Origin of the sequence: Paenarthrobacter sp. NPDC091711 (assembly GCF_044756605.1) — a bacterium.
In the GTDB taxonomy this organism is placed as follows: domain Bacteria; phylum Actinomycetota; class Actinomycetes; order Actinomycetales; family Micrococcaceae; genus Arthrobacter.
The window spans coordinates 40,805-57,848 of record NZ_JBIVTF010000002.1; the positions used below are offsets into that span (position 1 = coordinate 40,805).

A 17,044-nucleotide genomic window follows, 5' to 3' on the forward strand; every position below is an offset into this window, starting at 1 on the left:
AGCAGGTGCCCGTGGCAGGTTGTTAGATGACGCCGCCGGCAGCGGAGGGAGCACTGGCGTCGTTTCCGCCGTCGCCTACAGTCTCGCGGGCTACGTAGTTCTCGATGTCGAAGAGGTTCTCGGCACGTTCGGTGATGTTCAGCAGCGTGGTCATTGAGGCAACTTCCTCAACCTGCTCCTTCAGGAACCACAGCATGAACTGCTCACCCAAGGCATCCCCCTCTGCACGGGCAACACGGAACATCTCCTCGATGTTGCGGGTAACTTCTTTCTCCTGCTCCAAGGCGAGAGCGATGGGTTCCTTGGCGTTGGTGAAGTTGTTACGAACCGGGGCGATACCCGGAATCTCCACGTGCACGTTACGGTCCAGCATGTACTGGACCATCATCATGGCGTGATTGCGCTCCTCGAGGGACTGGCGATAGAAGTGACGGGCCAGCTGCGGCAAGTCTTCGCCGTCAAAGTACACAGCTACTGCGATGTATTGCTGGGAGGCCGCAAATTCGTTGGCGACCTGGGCGGACAACAGCTCATTGAAAGTCTTCTTAGCCATGGCACGATCCTACAGGCGGGGCTTGACACTTTTGTTGGTGAGATTGGCCACTGCTGAAGGGAACACGCAGTCAGGGCAGCAACAGGCTGATACCCACTCCGGCCGCAGCGGAAAGAACACTCGCTGCCATGGAACCCAATCCATTGATGAGCGCCAGTCCCGTCCTTCCACTCTGGATCAGCCGGATGGTCTCCAGGCTCGCCGTACTGAAAGTGGTGTACCCGCCCAAAAAACCTGTCCCCAGGATCAGGAACAGTGACTCAGGCGCTTGGCCCCGCATCACCAGTCCGGCAAGGAACCCCAGAGCAAACGAACCCGTGACGTTGATCAACGCGGTTCCCCAGGGGAAGGCCGTCTTGATGCGCTGCCGGATCAAACCATCCACCATGAACCTGACCGCTGCACCGACTCCACCAGCAAGGGCAAGAAATATCACCGTCACGGCACACGCCCGGTAACGCGACGGTGATGCCAAGCACCCAACCAGATGCCTGCAGTAGTAGCCAAGGCCCCACCAAACAAGCTCGCTGCGAGGTACCCGGCAGCTCCGGGTGCCGCCCCCGCCATGAACAGGTGCACTGCATCCAAAGCCAGGGTGCTGTACGTCGTATAAGCACCAAGGAACCCCGTACCCAAGGCGAGCCGCAGAACCCGGCGACTGCCGACGTCGGGCCCCCTGCGGGAGAGACCCTCCAAGAGCGCCCCCAGCGCCAACGCGCCCGACAGGTTAATGACCAAGGTAGGTAGCGGCCAAGCATCCGGGGCTGGGATCATCAGGCCAAGGCCATACCGGGCGAACGCTCCGAAGACGCCGCCGGCCGCCACTATGCCAATGAAACCCCAGTGAAGGTGAAGTGGCCTTTTCGCCTCAGTCTTCGTCATCGTCGTCCGGGACACGGGGGTTCACGGGAACCACCAGGACCGGCACGTCTTGGCGATGAATAAGGCGCCGGGCCACGGAGCCCGCCGTCAGCTCTTTGAGCGCCGCCGTCAGCTTATGCTCGCGTGTGCCCACCACAATCATGAAGGCGCCGATGCTCGCAGCCTCACGGGCCAAGGCGTGCGCCGGTTCGCCGGCAAGCGGCACAATGGACCATTCAACGTCCCAACCGGCCAAGTGTTCGGCCATGGTTGACGACAGTGATTCCGGGACCCCTTGGGCTCCTTCAACACCATCCGGGTCGATCGGCGCGGCCGGCCCTCCGGTGGTTCCATCGACCGGATACACCGTGGCGTCGGCATACGCGCAAACAAGTGGGAGTCCCGCACGTACAGCAACCTGCGCTGCCTGCTCCAGGACCACGGGCTGCTGCCCGGGCATCACGCCTACCAGGATGGGTCCGGACATCTTGCCGGAGGCCTCGGGATGGGGTGCGGGGGTCTCAGTCACAGCGCAATTCTACGACGACGGAGTCGGCTCACAGATTGCCGCGGCCGGGCCATAGACCATAGAGAAGCGGAACTGCCGAGGCGATCATCACCAGGTTGCCGAGCACGAGGTCCTCGGATCGAATCACCGAGCCTGCCACCAACAGTGCTGCGAAGATCACCGCAGCTACTGCCCGCCGGGCCAAGACGATGAGCCTGCCCATTTGGCGTTCGAGCCGCCGGTTGGAGACTTGGAGCGTTCCGTCTTCGAATCTGGTGACCAGCCCGTCCAGCCGTTTCGGTAAACGCAAGGCGACCGAGGCGGCGTCGAACGCCTGCCCCGCGACGTCAGAGACGAGGTTGCCGCGTTCATCTCGCAGCAGCTGTGCTGCGTACGGTTCCACCGAGTCCCACAGGTTGAATCTGGCATCCAGAGAACTGCAAACACCCGACGTCAGTGACATGGCTCGGATAATGAGCAGGAAATTCTCCGGCAACTGAAAGGGAAGCGATCTGATGACGTTGCCGAATTCCGCACCAAAATCACGGAACTCCCGCGGGTCCACTTCGCGAAGCTCGGCAAATCCCATGCCGCCAAAGCGTGCGAAAAGCTGGGTCATGGCCCGCTCCAGCTCAGCCGTGTCAGCCGACGGCATCAGAACACCCACATCGCTGATAGCGGCCACAAGGCCCTTTCCGTCCCGCGAGGCAGCCGCAATCAGGAGCTTGCGCAATCCGCTTCTGGTCTTCGCCGGCACCTCGCCCATCATGCCGAAATCGATGAACGTCAGCTTCCATTGCCGTTCCCCCGAACTGGAATCGGGGGTGACAAAGATATTGCCCGGGTGTGGATCGGCGTGGAAGAAGCCTTTGGTGAACAACTGGTCAAACATCACCGAAGCGAAGACGGGGGCAACCGATGCCGGGTCAATCCCAGCCATTCGAAGCGACTCGGCATCCGTGATCTTGATGGCGGTGACGTCTTCGAGGGTGAGCACCCGGCGCGTGGTCCGTTCCCAGACCACCCCCGGCACCGTCACCCGGTTGTCATCGACGAAGTCGGCTGCAAAACGCTCTGAGTTTGCGGCCTCGTTCAGGTAGTCGATCTCCTCCAGGCTGGTCTGGGCAAACTCCTTGATCAGTGCCGGAACATCAGCACGGTTTGAGACGATGCGGATACGGCTGAGCCAGCCTCCCACGCGCCGCAAAGCGGCCAGATCGACGTCCACGATCGTATCGATGCCCGGCCTTTGCACTTTGAAAACCACGCTGCTGAGGCCAGTGTCCTCCGCATTTCCGGCGAGGAGTTTCGCCCGGTGCGCCTGCCCCAGGGATGCCGCGGCTATGGGCACCTCCTCGATCGAAGCGAACACGGATTCCAAGGGCGCGCCCAGCTCCGCCTCGGCAAGGGCCCGGATTGCAGGGAACGGAACCGGCGGCACTTCGTCCTGGAGACCCTCCAGTTCAGCCGTAATCTCGGGCGGGAGCACGTCCAGCCTGGAGGACATGAACTGGCCCACCTTGATCATCAAGCCACCGAGCTCCACAGCAAGGCTGTGGAACCGGCGGGCAAATCGCCGCATCCTTTGTGAGCGGTTACGCTCTGTCAGTCTCCGGAGGCCTACACGAGGCAGGAACAACTCGAACCACCAGGTCATCAACAAGTGCCATGCGGCAAACCTGAGGATTCGACGATAGCGGGCCCGGGCTTCCCCGGCCATGGGATCCATCTGGTCGCGTCGAGGCGACGTCACCCCCTTCAGTCCCGGGCGAGGATCGAATACAGCCGACGACGTGCTTCTTCCAGCACCGTCACAGCCTCCTGCACTTGCTTTGGAGTTCCGGTCCGCCCCACTTGCGCCGCGGCTTGGGCTAGCTCCACCCCAGCTTTGGGTAGGGCGGCGAAACCTGAGGAGTTGCCAGTGGATTCCCACGGCGCCGCCGTTTCAGCACTTGCAACGTCCTCGCGGCCCGCCTCGGTGAGGGAGTAGATTTTGCGGCCGTTGGATTCCTCAGTACTCACAAAACCCTCATCTGCCAGCAGCTGAAGGGTTGGGTAGACCGAGCCGGCGCTTGGCTTCCAGCTTCCACCGCTGCGCTCTTCGATTTCACGGATGATCTGATAGCCGTGCATGGGGCGCTCAGCCAGGAGAGCCAGAATGGCCGTCCTCAACTCTCCGCGGCCTGCCCGGGTGCCCGAGCGCTTTTCAAACCGCGATCGAAACTCCTCCACGGCCTGCCACATGCCGTCCAGGTTGTTTCCCATAAAACCGTTTGCAGGGAATGAATTGTGCATCAAGCTCACCTCGGTATGTCGCGAACGATACTGAACGATAGTTAACGATATACATGCATGGGCGCCGAGACAATGGCTCGTTTGCGCAGGGCCGGACAGCACTTCTGGGTGGCGCCGTCCGGCCCCTGCCGCGGATCCTGGGGCAGCTCCGGCCAACGAGGGGGGTCGTCCGGCCGGTGCGTGGATCCGCTGGGTTCAGTAAAGACGAGCCGGCGAACAGCCGCACGAGTAATCGGTACTCGACTTTTGCTGCCCGCGAAGCGTGCACTACCTACCTAGGTGAGGGATGCAAGTTTTAGTTGATGATTTCGCCGCGTTCATCCGCAACGATTGCCGCCAATCGTGCCCGCCACTCCTGCAGCGCCTCGGGAGTCAGGCGGGTCCACTCCGTCACTTCGCCGATGACCTTGAGCGGGGAACTGCTGCGAAACGACCGCGTGGGGTTGCCAGGGAATTTCTTGTCGGTCACGTTCGGGTCGTCTTCGAATGCGCCAGTGGGCTCAACAGCGTAGACCCGCGGTTCGCCATCGCCGGCGGCGAGCTCTGCAGCCAGACCCGCACCGTCCCGAAGAGCCGTGAAATAGATGTGGTTCATCACCACTTCAGGACGGTAGTTCGACCGGAAGCCTGGGGTGAGGAGATCCCCCTCCCGAAGGGTGGCTTTGGTGCCGTGATAGAAGGGACCCTCGTCCAGCGCTTTATTCACGGCTACAGCCTACTTCCAGCCATCAGGCGAGTGCGGGAGTCTTGAGGTTTTCCTGAGGAAGTGTTGACGGTACACAGGATTTGTTCTTGATCCGGGCCCGGCACAGTAGTTCTTGTCAGCCAGAGAGGCTGAAAGAAACGGCCGGCCGGTCTCACGGTGGCCTCCCGAAAGGAAACTGATCCCCATGGCCATCAGCCTCAAAACCACCTCCGGCAAGATCCTCGCTTCGGTCGCACTGGTCGGCACCGCAGCCGCCGTCGCCGGCATGGGCACCTACGGCGCGTTCACCTCCTCCACCTCAGCCTCCCAGGCCGTCACCGCAGGAACCGTCACCATCGCCCTGGGCGCACCCGGACCGGCCAACACCCTCAACGTCCCCGTCGCAGGCCTGCTGCCCGGCGACAAGGTCGAAAAACTCGTCACCCTGGCCAACACCGGCAACTCAGACCTGAACAACGTCACCCTCACCACCTCCGCCGGGACCACCGGCTCCCTGCTCACCACCGACGCCACCAACGGCCTGCAACTGACCATCGAAAACTGCTCCGTTGCCTGGACCGGCGCCACCGCACCCTACAACTGCACCGGCACCCGCAGCACCGTCCTGGCCTCCGGCCCCGTGATCGCAGCGAACAAAGCCCTGGCCAACCTCACCTCCCTGACCTCGGCCAAGACCGACAACCTCAAAGTCACCACCGCGTTCCCCACCACCGCGAACAACGACTTCCAAGGCGCCACCTCCACCATCGCCTTCGCCTTCACCGGCACCCAACGCACCGAAACCACCAAGTAAGCGCAGAACCACCAAGGGAGTTCAAAAGCTCCCCCAGAAGCCCCGGGGACCGGCCCGTTTGCCCTTCAGGCCGGTCCCCGGCCCATTTCCTGAGCAAGTCTTGAGGCCACACCGCACCCAGCTTTGAGTTTGTCCGGACAGACTAAATCACAACGAACACTTGAAAGGAACGCCAGGCATGAGCGCACTGAGCACCATCCCCACCCCCGCAGTCCACGGCCGGCGTTCCGCCTCTGCACAACCCCTGCAGACCACCGAGACCGCCGCTGTGAAGCAGCCCGCAGCGGCCACTCCGGCCACGACCAGCTCATTCCGCAGGGTTGCCGGCAAAGTGGTCAGGGGCATCGGTGTGGGCCTGCTGATCCTGGCCGCAATGGTGTTCCTGTTCCTGGCCATCGGGCCGCGGATCCTGGGCTACCAAACCTCCACCATGCTCACCGGATCCATGGCACCACTGATCAACCCGGGCGACGTCGTCGTCACCGTCCCCACCCCCATCACCGACGTCAAAGTAGGCGACATCATCACCTACCACATCCCCGTCGAAGACCAACGAGTGGAAACCCACCGCATCACCGAAATCACCACCACCGCCGACGGAGGCATCGCAGTCCAAACCAAAGGCGACGCCAACAACGGCATCGACCCCTGGATCGCCACCCTCCAAGGCAAAACCGTCGACAAGCAAATCGCCACCATCCCCCACATCGGCAACGCCATCCGCACCCTCCGCGAACCCATCGTCATGAACACCCTCATGTACGGCGCACCCGCCATCCTGGTCATCGGAATGCTCGCCTCCATCTGGACCAAAGACCCCAAAAACCCCACCAAGACAGCGTCGGAAGGCGCCGCAGGGGCCGGGGAAGAAACCGCCACGTAACCATCCCGTTCTTGAGCAGACCTTGAGTGTTCACCGAGGTCTTTCCTGAGGCCGGCTCGGCACACTTGGAGGAGAACACCACGCTAAGGGAACGGGGACCACGCAATGCAGGGCAAGGGCATCATCTGGCAGATACCAGCCGTCATTCTGGCTGCAGTACTCCTCCTGATGGCTGTCCAAATATCACCTGCACATGCCAGGTTCACCGATACCGATTCAAGTGCCATGGCCATGACTGCCGCACGTATACCTGCACCGGCAGCCAACACGGTGGCCGTGACCAAGAGCTGCGATTCCTTCCTCTGGTTCGGCCAAGCCAAGATCAGCGTCAGCAACTTCACGGCGGTTGCATACGCCAACTACCACGAGTTGAAGGTCATCGATCCGGACGGAGTGGTGCAGTTCACCGGCGATCTGAGCAAGAGCTCCGGGAAGTCTTACAGCTCGGGAGTCCAGAACCTGGCGAATTTGTCCGGCACATGGACCTATCAGATCCGCGGCTACTACAAAGTGCCCAACTCAACCAATGCCTGGACTGGTCAGCCTCTGACGGGCACGTTGAACTGCCCGTAGGGACAATGGCGGATTGGCGGCAGGGTAACAACCCCGGAACGTGAAAAGTGTGGAGCTAAGGAGATTCGAACTCCTGACCTCTTCGATGCGAACGAAGCGCTCTACCAACTGAGCTATAGCCCCTGGATCGAGCCTCTACTGCCCGGCCAGTGTGTCCCTAGGCTACAAACTTTCCCCACGCTTTTCCAACCACGACACGAACGTCTCCTTGCCATACGGCTGCTCCGGAGTCAGGTTGTGTCCTGCACGAAGAAAGTCACCCATCGGTCCGGGGAGTGGCAGCGGAACAATTCTGCCCCGCGCGCCCGTAGTTGACTTCCAAGACTCTGCCATCTCCCGCATGGTCAGGGTCTGCGGCCCCGCTATTGTGACCACGCGGTGCTTCTCCCGCTGCGAATCATCCAAAGCTGCTTGAATCAATGCCGAGGCAACGTCCACGGGCGAGATCGACTGGAAGCTGACCCCTTTGAACGTCGGCATCAGCCGCACCTTGGCACCAGCGGCGAAGATCGTCGCTACCAACCCATGGAATTGGGTAGCCCGGACCACTCCGGTCTGCAGAGGAGACTCGGCATGCTTCCGTTCTTTGGCAGCCTTTGAGGCGTAGTAGGCGAACGAGCCCAGGTCACAGTTGATGATGGACAGTGCCACCGCCTTGCGAACACCTGCCAGGTGCGCGACGGCAAGAAGTCTGCCGCCGCCGTCGGCGAATTGCTTTTGGGCTTTACCGAGCTGCCCCTCAAGGCAATCAATGACGACGTCGGCACCCGCCATGGCGGCCGATAATCCGTTTCCGGTGGTGACGTCGCCCGCAAAGTACGTGGCGCCGTCGTGGTGCTGGGGCGAACCAACAGGCGGGACGTGGCGGCTTAGGACCGAAACCTTGTGGCCGGCTGCCACTGCGAGCCGGACAACCTCACCACCCACCTGGCCGGTTCCGCCCGCAACGCACATGGTTGCCATGGGTTCTTCTTAGGCGCGACGACGCTGCAGAACATCGTCCAAGTTGCTCAGGGCACTGTGGCCCTTGGCACTTGCAACTACAGCAGCTGAGGCCTCAGCCTGTTCAAGGTTCTGCTTCAGCACAGGCTTGCCAACCGGCTTTGGTGCCTCAGGCAGATCCAACGGCTCAGGAGCTGGACGCGGCGCTTTGGCGGCAGCAACGTATGTGGGCTTCGGTACCTCTACTGGCTGCCAGCTGGCACCCTTGGAGTCGCTGGCAACCTGAGCGGATTCATCACCCGCGGCAACAGCAACAGCAAGCGCTGCCTGCCGCAGTTCCACGGCGGACAACCGCGCAGCTTCACGGCTAGTGGCTTCGGCGTCGAAAACCTTGGTTTCCTTTGTTTCGGCCGCCGGTTCCTTGGGCAAGTACCGCGCCGGTGTTGGAATGGGCGAGGCCTGCGCCGCACGGCGAGCCCTCCGTTCACGAAGGTCCCGCAGGGCGAGCTTCCGCAAAGTCACGACGGCGAGCACCGCCCCAACGAGCGACACGAGCGGCAACCACACAGAACCGATACCAAGAATTCTTAGAACTCCGGAAACCGCTGCCGTGACCAACAGGGCAAGGCCCGCCAAGGCCAGTGTGAGCCGGGCATAACGGATCGTGAACGGCGTAGTGGGCGCCTTCCGGAGGACAGGCTCAGCCGCTGGGGATTCCTGGGGCGACGCCGGTGCTTTGCTGTGCATGGTCTCCATCGGTTTCTCCTGCTGAGGTGCCAAAGTCAGTACCACCCCTGCCTGCGTTTCGTCTGGTTCGTCATCAAATGCCTCTGCTGGACCAGCGGCCGTTTGGACTTGTTGCCGCCTGTTCCGCAGAACGTACGGCGCCACCCAGACCATCCACAGCGCGACAGTGACCACGAGTATCACTGAGCTGCTGAGAGGGAAGTCCACATTCAAAACCGTAGAAGCAAATCGCCGGGTGCGGCGGCATTGCGGCCGGTGTGTCGTGGGCGAGTCCGCAAATGACTGGAGATATGGACGAAAAGGCCGATGACCTGCCCGTTTATCCCCTGAGCCATCGGCGCAGAAGTCCCTCCGGCACTTCATCGGCCGTCAACGCGAAGGACCGGTGATCCGCCCATTCGCCGTTGATGTGCAGGTAGCGCTCCCGATACCCTTCATCGCGGAATCCGAGCTTCTCCACAACCCTCAAACTCGGCGAATTCTCTGGCCGGATGTTGATTTCCATACGGTGCAGACCCAGCACCCGGAAGCAGTGATCGGTTGCCATGGCAACCGCTGTGGGCGCAATGCCACGCCCGGCGCGGTCCTTATCCACCCAATAGCCGAGGGTAGCCATCATGGCCGATCCCCACACGATGGACGAGACCGTCAGTTGGCCCACGATCTGCGGCTCGTGGAAGCCCGCGGTTCGCTCAACAATGAGAAACGGCAAAGCCGTTGACTGACGGGCTTGGTCGTTCAAGGAACGCACCATTTGGCGGTAGCTGGGAAGGCGTCCACCCGGAGCAGGGTTGGACGCCTCCCACGGCGCGAGCCACTCGCTGTTCCGCGAACGGACTTCGGACCACTCCCGCTTGTCGCGGTAACGGATAGGCCGAAGCAGCAGGTCTCCGCTTTCCAGCGTTACCGGCCAGATCGCAGAGCCATACATCATGTGTCTATTTGGGAAGTGTGGCGGTGAAGTTGGGCAACCACTCACGAAGCTCAGGACCAAGGTCTTCGCGTTCGCAAGCAAGCTCGATGCACGCCTTGAGGTAGCTCAGCTTGTCTCCGGTGTCGTAGCGGCGGCCGCGGAAGACAACGCCGTAAACCCCGTAGCCTTCGCCTTCACCGGCAGCGAGCACCTCAAGGGCGTCAGTCAGCTGGATTTCTCCACCGCGCCCGGGGGCCGTCTTCTCCAGGACGTCAAACACGGCCGGGTGAAGGACGTAACGTCCAATCACGGCAAGGTTGGACGGCGCCTCTTCCGGAGAGGGCTTTTCAACGAGCTGCTTGATGCGCACGTAGCCATCCTCGCCGATATCCTCAACATCGGCGCAGCCATAAGCGCTGATCTTGGAAGGCTCCACCTCGATGAGGGCAACCACGGAACCGCCGGTCTTCTGCTGAACGGCGATCATTTCGCTCAGAAGGTCCTCGCGGGCATCGATCAAGTCATCGCCAAGCAGCACGGCGAAGGGCTCGTAGCCAACGTGCTGCTTTGCACGAAGGACAGCGTGACCAAGGCCGTTCGGGTCGCCTTGGCGCACATAGTGAATATCACCGAGGTTGGTGGCGGACTGAATGGCTTCAAGCTTGGCGGTATCGCCCTTCTCAGCCAAGGTGGCTTCAAGAGCCGGTACACGGTCAAAGTGGTCTTCCAGAGCCCGCTTGCTGCGCCCTGTAATCATCAGGACGTCATGCAGGCCCACCTTGACTGCTTCTTCGACGACATACTGGATGGCAGGCTTGTCCACCACGGGCAGCATTTCCTTCGGCATCGCCTTCGTGGCGGGAAGGAACCGGGTGCCAAGGCCTGCTGCGGGAATGACGGCCTTACGGACAGCGTTGTTTTCTAGAGTCACCGGACTAATGTAACGGACGGAACACATCAACGGCTAAACCCCTCGCCGCGTCGGTAGCACATTTGGGTTCCGGAGTGGATAACCCCCTGCTGCCCTCCCCGCAAGCGAAGACCACACGATCGGACACTCATGGCCTCCAAGGAAGACATACGCAGCAGCCGGCGGCTGCACAGGCGGACCCTCACGCCGGAACACCTGGCACATGCAGGCGAGACACTTGCACAGCACGGGACAGCCTGGGCAGCCATGGTCTCCCCCGGCGCCTCCGCCACCTTTGCCGTGTACCTGGGCGTAGCGTTCGAGCCACCCACCATCCCCCTGATCACGTCCCTGCACGAGGCAGGGCACCGTGTTCTTCTGCCCGTTTGCGAGCCGGGGCGACTCTTGAGCTGGGTGTATTGGACACCTGAAACGGCCTTTGTGCGGTCCTCCTATGCGCCCATCGATGAACCGGAGGGTGAACGCCTTGAAAGCTCGGTGGTAGCCGGAGCCGCGGGTATCTTCATGCCCGCCACTGCGGTGGACCGGGACGGCAACCGGATCGGCCAGGGCGGCGGCTACTACGATCGGCTGCTCCAGGGCCTGGATGCTTCCAGCGGGCGGCCGCCCACCATTGCGGTGGTGTTCGACGACGATTTGTTACCTTCAGGTTCCATACCCGCCGAGCCATTTGATCGCCCCGTGCGCCAGGTGCTGACCCCTTCCGGCGTAGTTCAGCTCCACGACGCTGCCGAGCACGGCTGACCCAGGCTGGCTTATCGAGTGAGGTCCGGCACAACCACTGGTACACCTGGCGTAGACCGATGATAGAATTGGCACTCAGGCCCTGCGACTGCTAAGGCGGATTTTTCCACCAAAGGCGCACAGGACCTGAATTTTGTCCTAAAGGAGGAACTCAGTGCCCACATACGCATACGCCTGCAAAGACTGTGACCATGCCTTTGACATCGTCCAGTCCTTTTCTGACAGCTCCTTGACGGAATGCCCCGAGTGCAAGGGCGCGCTGCGGAAGAAGTTCAACAGCGTGGGCGTCGTTTTCAAGGGCTCCGGGTTCTATCGGACTGATTCCCGTGACGCCAAGGGCAGCACCGTTTCGGCGGCTCCTGCAGCTCCTTCGCAGGCCCCTGCAGCAGCACCGGCAACCGCAGCTGCGAGCAGCTAAGCGCTTTTCCACATAGGACATCAGGGCGCTATTTGCGACCCTGGAAGCTGGCTAACGTGGCGACATGCCACACATGTCACGCAGCGCCCTCCTCGCCCGCGCCGAACGCTCATCAGGACCCGCCGGTAATTGGCCACCGCTAAACCATCCGCCCTCCACGCCACGCCTTTCCCGCGCCCGCGCCAATTCGCGGTTGAGCGGGAATCGTCCAAGAGGTCGCTCTGGTCAACGGGGGCAGCGGACAAAATTCGGCTCCTGGGTTGCACGCAACCGACGCTTGGCCGTAGCACTCCTCTTGTGTGTGGCTGCGGGCATCGCAGTCCAGCAACTCACTCCTGCGCCGGAGAAGCGCGTCAGCGTCCTAGTGGCAGCACGTGACCTTCCAACGGGGACCAGCCTTGCTGAATCTGATTTCACCACTATCGAAGTGCCACCCGACCTCGCTATCAGTGGATCTCCGAACAGCGTCAGCGCCTTGGTTGGTCGTCAGCTCGCGTCGCCTCTTGGCAGGGGGCAGATACCTTCGGAGTCGAGCCTGCTGGGCCCGGGCCTCCTGACGGGATCACCTCCGGGATCAGCAGCGGTCCCCCTCAGGATGGCCGATGCCTCCTCCATCCAACTACTCTCCCCGGGCCAACTCGTAACTGTGGTCCTCACATCAGCGGGGTCCTATGACGAAGCAAGGCCCAGCCAGATCCTTGCAGGCCCGGTACCTGTCCTCTGGACGTCAGCCCTGGGCGGCAAGCCCGGTGAATGGTTGGGCACAAGTGACACTGATGGCCTGGTAGTGGTGGCGGCCGATCCCCAACAAGTAGAAAAGCTTGCCGGCGCATCAACGCAAGGCAAGCTTTTCTTTGTTTTGGTCAGTCCGTAGTGGTTGGCACAACTATCCCTGGCTGCTCAACCCCAGTGCGGGGGCTTCTGTTCCTTGAGCCACTGTTCGTGGTCATAGCCGGAATCATCGCCCCACCGCCGGGGATCATCCTCGGCGGCCTTGGTGGGAAGAATCCCGGTGGAGCCGGTCTTGGCTGCGGCGGATTTCTGATCCGCACCATCCTCAGCAGAACTGCTGGTGACCGTCTCGCTGGATTCCTGGGCAGCGGTGTCCTCAGTGCCTGTTTCCTGATCCATCAATGGTGCTTCTTTCGCATTCTCTGCCTCATGAACGTCGCTTTGAGGTTCCCGGTCAGCATGGTCCTCGGTACCGGCGGCCAGCACGGGCTGGGCATTTCCTGGATTCAATTGTTCCCCATCCGCGTACAGGAAACCATGGTGGGCCGACGCCGACTGGGCGATGTGGTTCTCAAGCCCCAGGTAAGAGCCAATCCGGTCCGCGCAGGAAGAAGGATCGGTGAAGACCTCGATGGTCCAGAGCGACATGTAACGCCATCCCATGCGCTCCAGCAGTTGCGGCCGCAACCGGCTCCGTTCACGGACGCTCATCCGCCGGTACCGTTCGGTGCCATCGGATTCGATGGCAACGGGAGTGGGGATTTCGGCACCCTCCCGGCCAATGGTGTGGACGGGGTCCGCAGCCGCAGCGATATCCAGCACGCCATCGTAAAGATGCCATACCCGGGCTCCACGGGCGCGCAAGCGTTCGCCAAGATCGGCCACCAGCGGATCTTCACCCAATGCCTGCTCACTGGCTACAGCGCGCGAGGCAGGTGTTCCGAGGTTACTGTTCCCGGAGAGCTCACGGTCCAGCAGTTCGTAGAAGTCCACTGCACCATGGGCCAGGCGATCAAGGTCAAGATCCTCGGGCCGGAAACACGACAGGACGTGCATGGAGCGGCGGGCCCGGGTCATGGCCAAGGCGAAACGGTTCCGACCGCCCTCGGTGGACAGCGGACCGAAGGAGTGGAGCGCACGGCCATGCGGCGTGCGGCCGTAGCCCAGCGAGAAGATGACGTGGTCCCGCACCAGGCCCTGGGCGCGCTCAAGGTCCACCACGCGGAAGGACTCAGAGCCTGCTCCGAAGAAGCTGGACAGCAGAGCGTGGTTAGGCAACTGGAGCCTGATGGCCTCGCCAATCCTGGCCGCATGGCGCAAGCTTGCGGTCACTACCGCCAGGGAAGTACGGGGCCGGAGCCTGGCATGTTCGAAGACAAGATCCACCACGCGGTTGACCTCCGCAGTGACAGACTCGACGCCCTCGTGGTCCGCGCCGGGAAGCCCGGTGCCGTCGGGAATGTACTCCACGTGGATGGAACGGTCCAGGCCCGTGACCGAATTGCCGTCGGGCAAACGACGCAGACCGCCGTCGTAGTAGTTCTTGCTCAACTGGAGGATCAGGTCCTCGTCCACTGCGCGGTAGACCCAGTTCAGTTGCCACGTGGGAAGGACTCTGGCCAGTGCCTTGAATGCGCTGTCCACGTTCTCATGGCTGGCCACGCCGGCAACCGGCGGCTCCACGGCGACGCTGAAGGTGCGTGCGTGTGCAATCTTGGCATCACCGAAGGCGACTACCTGCCGTGCTCTCGCGATTGCCGGGAGAACAGCCTGCAGAGAAGTGGATTCGGCGTCGATGATCACCACGGCATCGAATTTCTGCTCCGCCGGGAGCACACCGGTGAGCAAGTATGGACTGACGGACCACACCGGGACCAGCAGGGGCACCAGATCCGGTGCTTGGGCGCTCAGGGCGGGCAGTGTCACCCGGCCGTCCTTCAACAGGGCACGGAGCAACTCCGCCTGCCGTGGGTGCTCAAGAAGACCCTGGCGCCACTTCTGGGCCAACTGCCACCTGAGGCGGGCTGCACCACTGGCAATATGCGCCTGGTCTGCCAGACGGTATTCAGCCTCGAGGCGGCGCAACGAGTCACCGTCCGACATGGCGAGGTAATCGTCACCACTGATCATGGCTTCCAAAGCGGACTGCCACCAGGCCAGATCCAGCTCGGCGGCTACGGACGCTGCCGGGACTTCGCGGGCAGCAAGGTCCGCCAGGAGCTCACCGAGACCGTGCTCGCGCATTTCCTCAATGAGGAGCGTCCGCTCGGGAAGTGTCTCCAACGTGGCCGTGTCCGCAACGAGCCGCTCCAGGCGTTCCATGAGCTGCAGATACGGTGTTCCGTGGAGGGAGCCGCCATCGGATGTGTGCTTGAGCGCATCACCAAGGCGACGCAGCTCGCCGTCAAGTTCCCGGTAGAGGGACCCGAGATCGGCAAGGCCGGAGGGAACCGCCGGGTGCCTCTGGGTTGTTGCGTAGCCAGCCCACAAAGCCCGCTGCTCCTGGACCAGGACCAGGGAGCTGTGAAGATCCGCGATGTGGACGCCGGGCCGTACATACTCTTTGGCCACCCGGCGCAGGCGGGAACGCTGCATCGAGGGCATCTCAAGATTGCGTTCACGGCGCCAGGCAGAGCTGGCGGTGGCGGAGATGAGATCGTGAACCGGTCGATCAAAGATGTCCGGAGTGAACTTATCCAGGCTTTCCCGAACGGCGATCAGCAGTTCCAGCTGAGCACCCCACTCAGTGAAAGTCTCGCCCAGACGAATCTCGGCGTGATCGGAAACCTGCTTCATGCGATCCCGCAGGACAGGAAGTTTCTCCTCGGCCACGCGGGCAAGCTGCTGTGCTTCCTCGGTCTCCTTGCGGGTCACCAGACGGGCGCCGTACCAAGGGCTGGAGGTGGAGGCCCGGCTGAAGCTGCCAAGCTCGGCAGCACGACGCAGCCGGCCAGCGAGCTCTTCACGGTCCTTGATGTTGTCCAGGACACTTCGCTTCAAGCGCACCGTCGTGGAGGGTGCCGGGTGGATGGACGTCAGCTCAGCAAGTGACTGCATAGCCTGATAGGGCGAGCAACCCCAACGTTCACGGACGTTATGCAGGGAGGCGACATGGTCCATCAGGGCATGACGGTGGCCGGTCAGTGTCTGGTGAAGGTTTCCAAGCTGTGGCTCAAGCGCTTTCTCATTGCGCATGATGGCCCTGACCAGCTGGCCCTTGAGTTGCTGGGGGGTGGTTCCGTTGCCGGGACGGAAGAGCATTGACTCGAGGCCCAGCGATTCGAGGTGGCCGGAAAGTCCTCCAAGGCTGGACTGCCTGTCACCCACCACCAGCACGGACTTGCCCTCGCTGACCAACGCACCGATTGCGTTGATTGCGGTTTGCGTCTGGCCGCTTCCGGGCGGGGTGCTGACTACGAGCGAGTCACCCGCGCGGACGGCGTCCACCACATACTGCTGATCCGTATCAGCATCGAGCAAAAGAAGCTCATCAGCGGGATCCCGCAGGTCCAGGCTGGGGAACCGGCCCGCCTTGATCGGCTCCGGCTCAATATCGCCGCCGTTGGCTGCAGTAGAGAGGGCCGCCACCGTGGGGTTGTTCATGTTGATCCATGGATCATCAAGGTTGCCCGAGAGGTCAGCCAGCGTGGTGACCAGCAGGTTGAACTCCACCTCTGCACCATGAATCGGCTGAATCAGCGTGGACAAACGGTCCAACACCGGCTGGGGATCAAGCCGGGCAGTGTTGTAGGCCATGCGTGCCACAGCGTTAACGTCAAAGACGATGCCATGAACTGTCTTCAGATGGCGCACCAAGGCCGGGTTCATTCTTGCCTGCTCGGTGAGCTGAAGTTCAAAGTCGTCTTCGCCAGGCCTGACGGTAAGAACAATCGAGGTCAGCATCACTGGCGCAGAAACGCGTTGGGGCTTGCCGCCAACGGCAGAGGTCCACACCACGGTCCCGGCGGACAGGTAGCCTGCCTCGATGCCGCGGTCGTTGCTGAGCTCGAAGATTTTGGATCGGATGTTGCGGGCAGCCCTGGCCGCCACCAAATACTGCTGGCGATCCCTGATGAGCGTGGACAGCCGTGTTCGCCGGCCTGCAAGCAACTGCGCCAGCCCGGAGGGATGAGCGTTGCTGAGATCGATGGCGCCTTCAGGCGTCTTGACGAAGCGCAGCATTGTGTCTGCCCCGGTAACGGGTTTGAGACCAGACAGCCATTTGCGGAGCTCTTCGGAGCCCTCTTCCTGGCCTTGACCTACTGACACGACTTCTGCCTTCTTTTCTGTACTAGCTTTAGACGCCTTGGACCATACCGGCATACTTTCGAGGGTAGCGGGAATCCTCGGACAGCTCGCTCCGCAACGCTGTTCCACTGCGAAATTAGCGGCCATTTCACAAGTGCGAGCCATAACCGGGGATAACGACGCCCTCGGGTTCAAAG

General features: G+C 62.0%; 18 protein-coding genes and 1 tRNA gene. 6 read left to right on the forward strand and 13 right to left on the reverse strand.

Going from position 1 to position 17,044, the window contains the following annotated elements; genetic code table 11:
- Positions 1-22: 22 nt before the first annotated feature.
- The 7 genes from ACIQH5_RS03470 to arr form a co-directional block, all read right to left on the reverse strand.
- A complete protein-coding gene (locus tag ACIQH5_RS03470; protein ID WP_024817501.1) occupies positions 23-553 on the reverse strand; it encodes a ferritin in 531 nt (176 codons plus the stop codon).
- 70 nt (positions 554-623) lie between these two features.
- A complete protein-coding gene (crcB, locus tag ACIQH5_RS03475; protein ID WP_400400317.1) occupies positions 624-995 on the reverse strand; it encodes a fluoride efflux transporter CrcB in 372 nt (123 codons plus the stop codon).
- A complete protein-coding gene (locus tag ACIQH5_RS03480) occupies positions 992-1,435 on the reverse strand; it encodes a fluoride efflux transporter FluC (RefSeq protein ID WP_400400319.1) in 444 nt (147 codons plus the stop codon). The genes crcB and ACIQH5_RS03480 overlap by 4 nt, the downstream gene beginning before the upstream one ends.
- Positions 1,422-1,943 (reverse strand): universal stress protein, encoded by a 522-nt coding sequence (locus tag ACIQH5_RS03485; protein ID WP_400400321.1) that lies wholly within the window; start codon positions 1,941-1,943, stop codon positions 1,422-1,424. The genes ACIQH5_RS03480 and ACIQH5_RS03485 overlap by 14 nt, the downstream gene beginning before the upstream one ends.
- A gap of 28 nt (positions 1,944-1,971) precedes the next feature.
- Complete coding sequence (locus ACIQH5_RS03490) at positions 1,972-3,675, reverse strand: ABC1 kinase family protein (protein ID WP_400400323.1); 1,704 nt, start codon at positions 3,673-3,675, stop codon at positions 1,972-1,974.
- A gap of 5 nt (positions 3,676-3,680) precedes the next feature.
- Positions 3,681-4,217: a PadR family transcriptional regulator gene (locus ACIQH5_RS03495; protein WP_400400325.1), complete on the reverse strand. Its 537-nt coding sequence runs from the start codon at positions 4,215-4,217 to the stop codon at positions 3,681-3,683.
- Between the two features lie 295 nt (positions 4,218-4,512).
- Positions 4,513-4,923, reverse strand: coding sequence for an NAD(+)--rifampin ADP-ribosyltransferase (gene arr, locus ACIQH5_RS03500; protein WP_400400327.1), 411 nt, complete (start codon positions 4,921-4,923; stop codon positions 4,513-4,515).
- Between the two features lie 184 nt (positions 4,924-5,107).
- Here arr and ACIQH5_RS03505 point away from each other — a divergent pair, with 184 nt between their 5' ends.
- The 3 genes from ACIQH5_RS03505 to ACIQH5_RS03515 all read left to right on the forward strand — a co-directional run bounded on the left by ACIQH5_RS03505 (position 5,108) and on the right by ACIQH5_RS03515 (position 7,172).
- Positions 5,108-5,716: a TasA family protein gene (locus tag ACIQH5_RS03505; protein ID WP_400400329.1), complete on the forward strand. Its 609-nt coding sequence runs from the start codon at positions 5,108-5,110 to the stop codon at positions 5,714-5,716.
- A gap of 178 nt (positions 5,717-5,894) precedes the next feature.
- Positions 5,895-6,599, forward strand: a complete 705-nt coding sequence (locus ACIQH5_RS03510; RefSeq protein ID WP_400400331.1) for a signal peptidase I — start codon at positions 5,895-5,897, stop codon at positions 6,597-6,599.
- A gap of 105 nt (positions 6,600-6,704) precedes the next feature.
- Complete coding sequence (locus ACIQH5_RS03515) at positions 6,705-7,172, forward strand: hypothetical protein (RefSeq protein WP_400400333.1); 468 nt, start codon at positions 6,705-6,707, stop codon at positions 7,170-7,172.
- A gap of 50 nt (positions 7,173-7,222) precedes the next feature.
- Here the strand turns inward: ACIQH5_RS03515 and ACIQH5_RS03520 are convergent.
- From ACIQH5_RS03520 to galU, 5 genes are all read right to left on the reverse strand, one after another.
- A tRNA-Ala gene (locus ACIQH5_RS03520) sits at positions 7,223-7,295 on the reverse strand.
- Between the two features lie 39 nt (positions 7,296-7,334).
- Positions 7,335-8,135 carry an SDR family oxidoreductase gene (locus tag ACIQH5_RS03525; protein WP_400400335.1) on the reverse strand — a complete coding sequence of 267 codons (801 nt, stop codon included), beginning with the start codon at positions 8,133-8,135 and terminating at the stop codon, positions 7,335-7,337.
- A gap of 9 nt (positions 8,136-8,144) precedes the next feature.
- Positions 8,145-9,035, reverse strand: coding sequence for a hypothetical protein (locus ACIQH5_RS03530; RefSeq protein ID WP_400401069.1), 891 nt, complete (start codon positions 9,033-9,035; stop codon positions 8,145-8,147).
- Between the two features lie 145 nt (positions 9,036-9,180).
- A complete protein-coding gene (locus tag ACIQH5_RS03535) occupies positions 9,181-9,792 on the reverse strand; it encodes a GNAT family N-acetyltransferase (protein WP_400401071.1) in 612 nt (203 codons plus the stop codon).
- A 7-nt stretch (positions 9,793-9,799) separates the two neighbouring features.
- Positions 9,800-10,732, reverse strand: coding sequence for a UTP--glucose-1-phosphate uridylyltransferase GalU (galU, locus tag ACIQH5_RS03540; RefSeq protein ID WP_181151705.1), 933 nt, complete (start codon positions 10,730-10,732; stop codon positions 9,800-9,802).
- Between the two features lie 102 nt (positions 10,733-10,834).
- On the opposite strand from galU, the gene ACIQH5_RS03545 reads away from it, so the two are divergent.
- From ACIQH5_RS03545 to cpaB, 3 genes are all read left to right on the forward strand, one after another.
- Positions 10,835-11,449: a 5-formyltetrahydrofolate cyclo-ligase gene (locus ACIQH5_RS03545; protein ID WP_400400337.1), complete on the forward strand. Its 615-nt coding sequence runs from the start codon at positions 10,835-10,837 to the stop codon at positions 11,447-11,449.
- A gap of 154 nt (positions 11,450-11,603) precedes the next feature.
- Positions 11,604-11,867 carry an FmdB family zinc ribbon protein gene (locus ACIQH5_RS03550; protein WP_400400339.1) on the forward strand — a complete coding sequence of 88 codons (264 nt, stop codon included), beginning with the start codon at positions 11,604-11,606 and terminating at the stop codon, positions 11,865-11,867.
- A 277-nt stretch (positions 11,868-12,144) separates the two neighbouring features.
- Positions 12,145-12,741 (forward strand): Flp pilus assembly protein CpaB, encoded by a 597-nt coding sequence (cpaB, locus tag ACIQH5_RS03555; protein ID WP_400400341.1) that lies wholly within the window; start codon positions 12,145-12,147, stop codon positions 12,739-12,741.
- Positions 12,742-12,767: 26 nt separating this feature from the next.
- Here the strand turns inward: cpaB and ACIQH5_RS03560 are convergent, their stop codons facing one another.
- A complete protein-coding gene (locus tag ACIQH5_RS03560) occupies positions 12,768-16,922 on the reverse strand; it encodes an AAA family ATPase (protein WP_400400342.1) in 4,155 nt (1,384 codons plus the stop codon).
- Positions 16,923-17,044 lie beyond the last annotated feature (122 nt).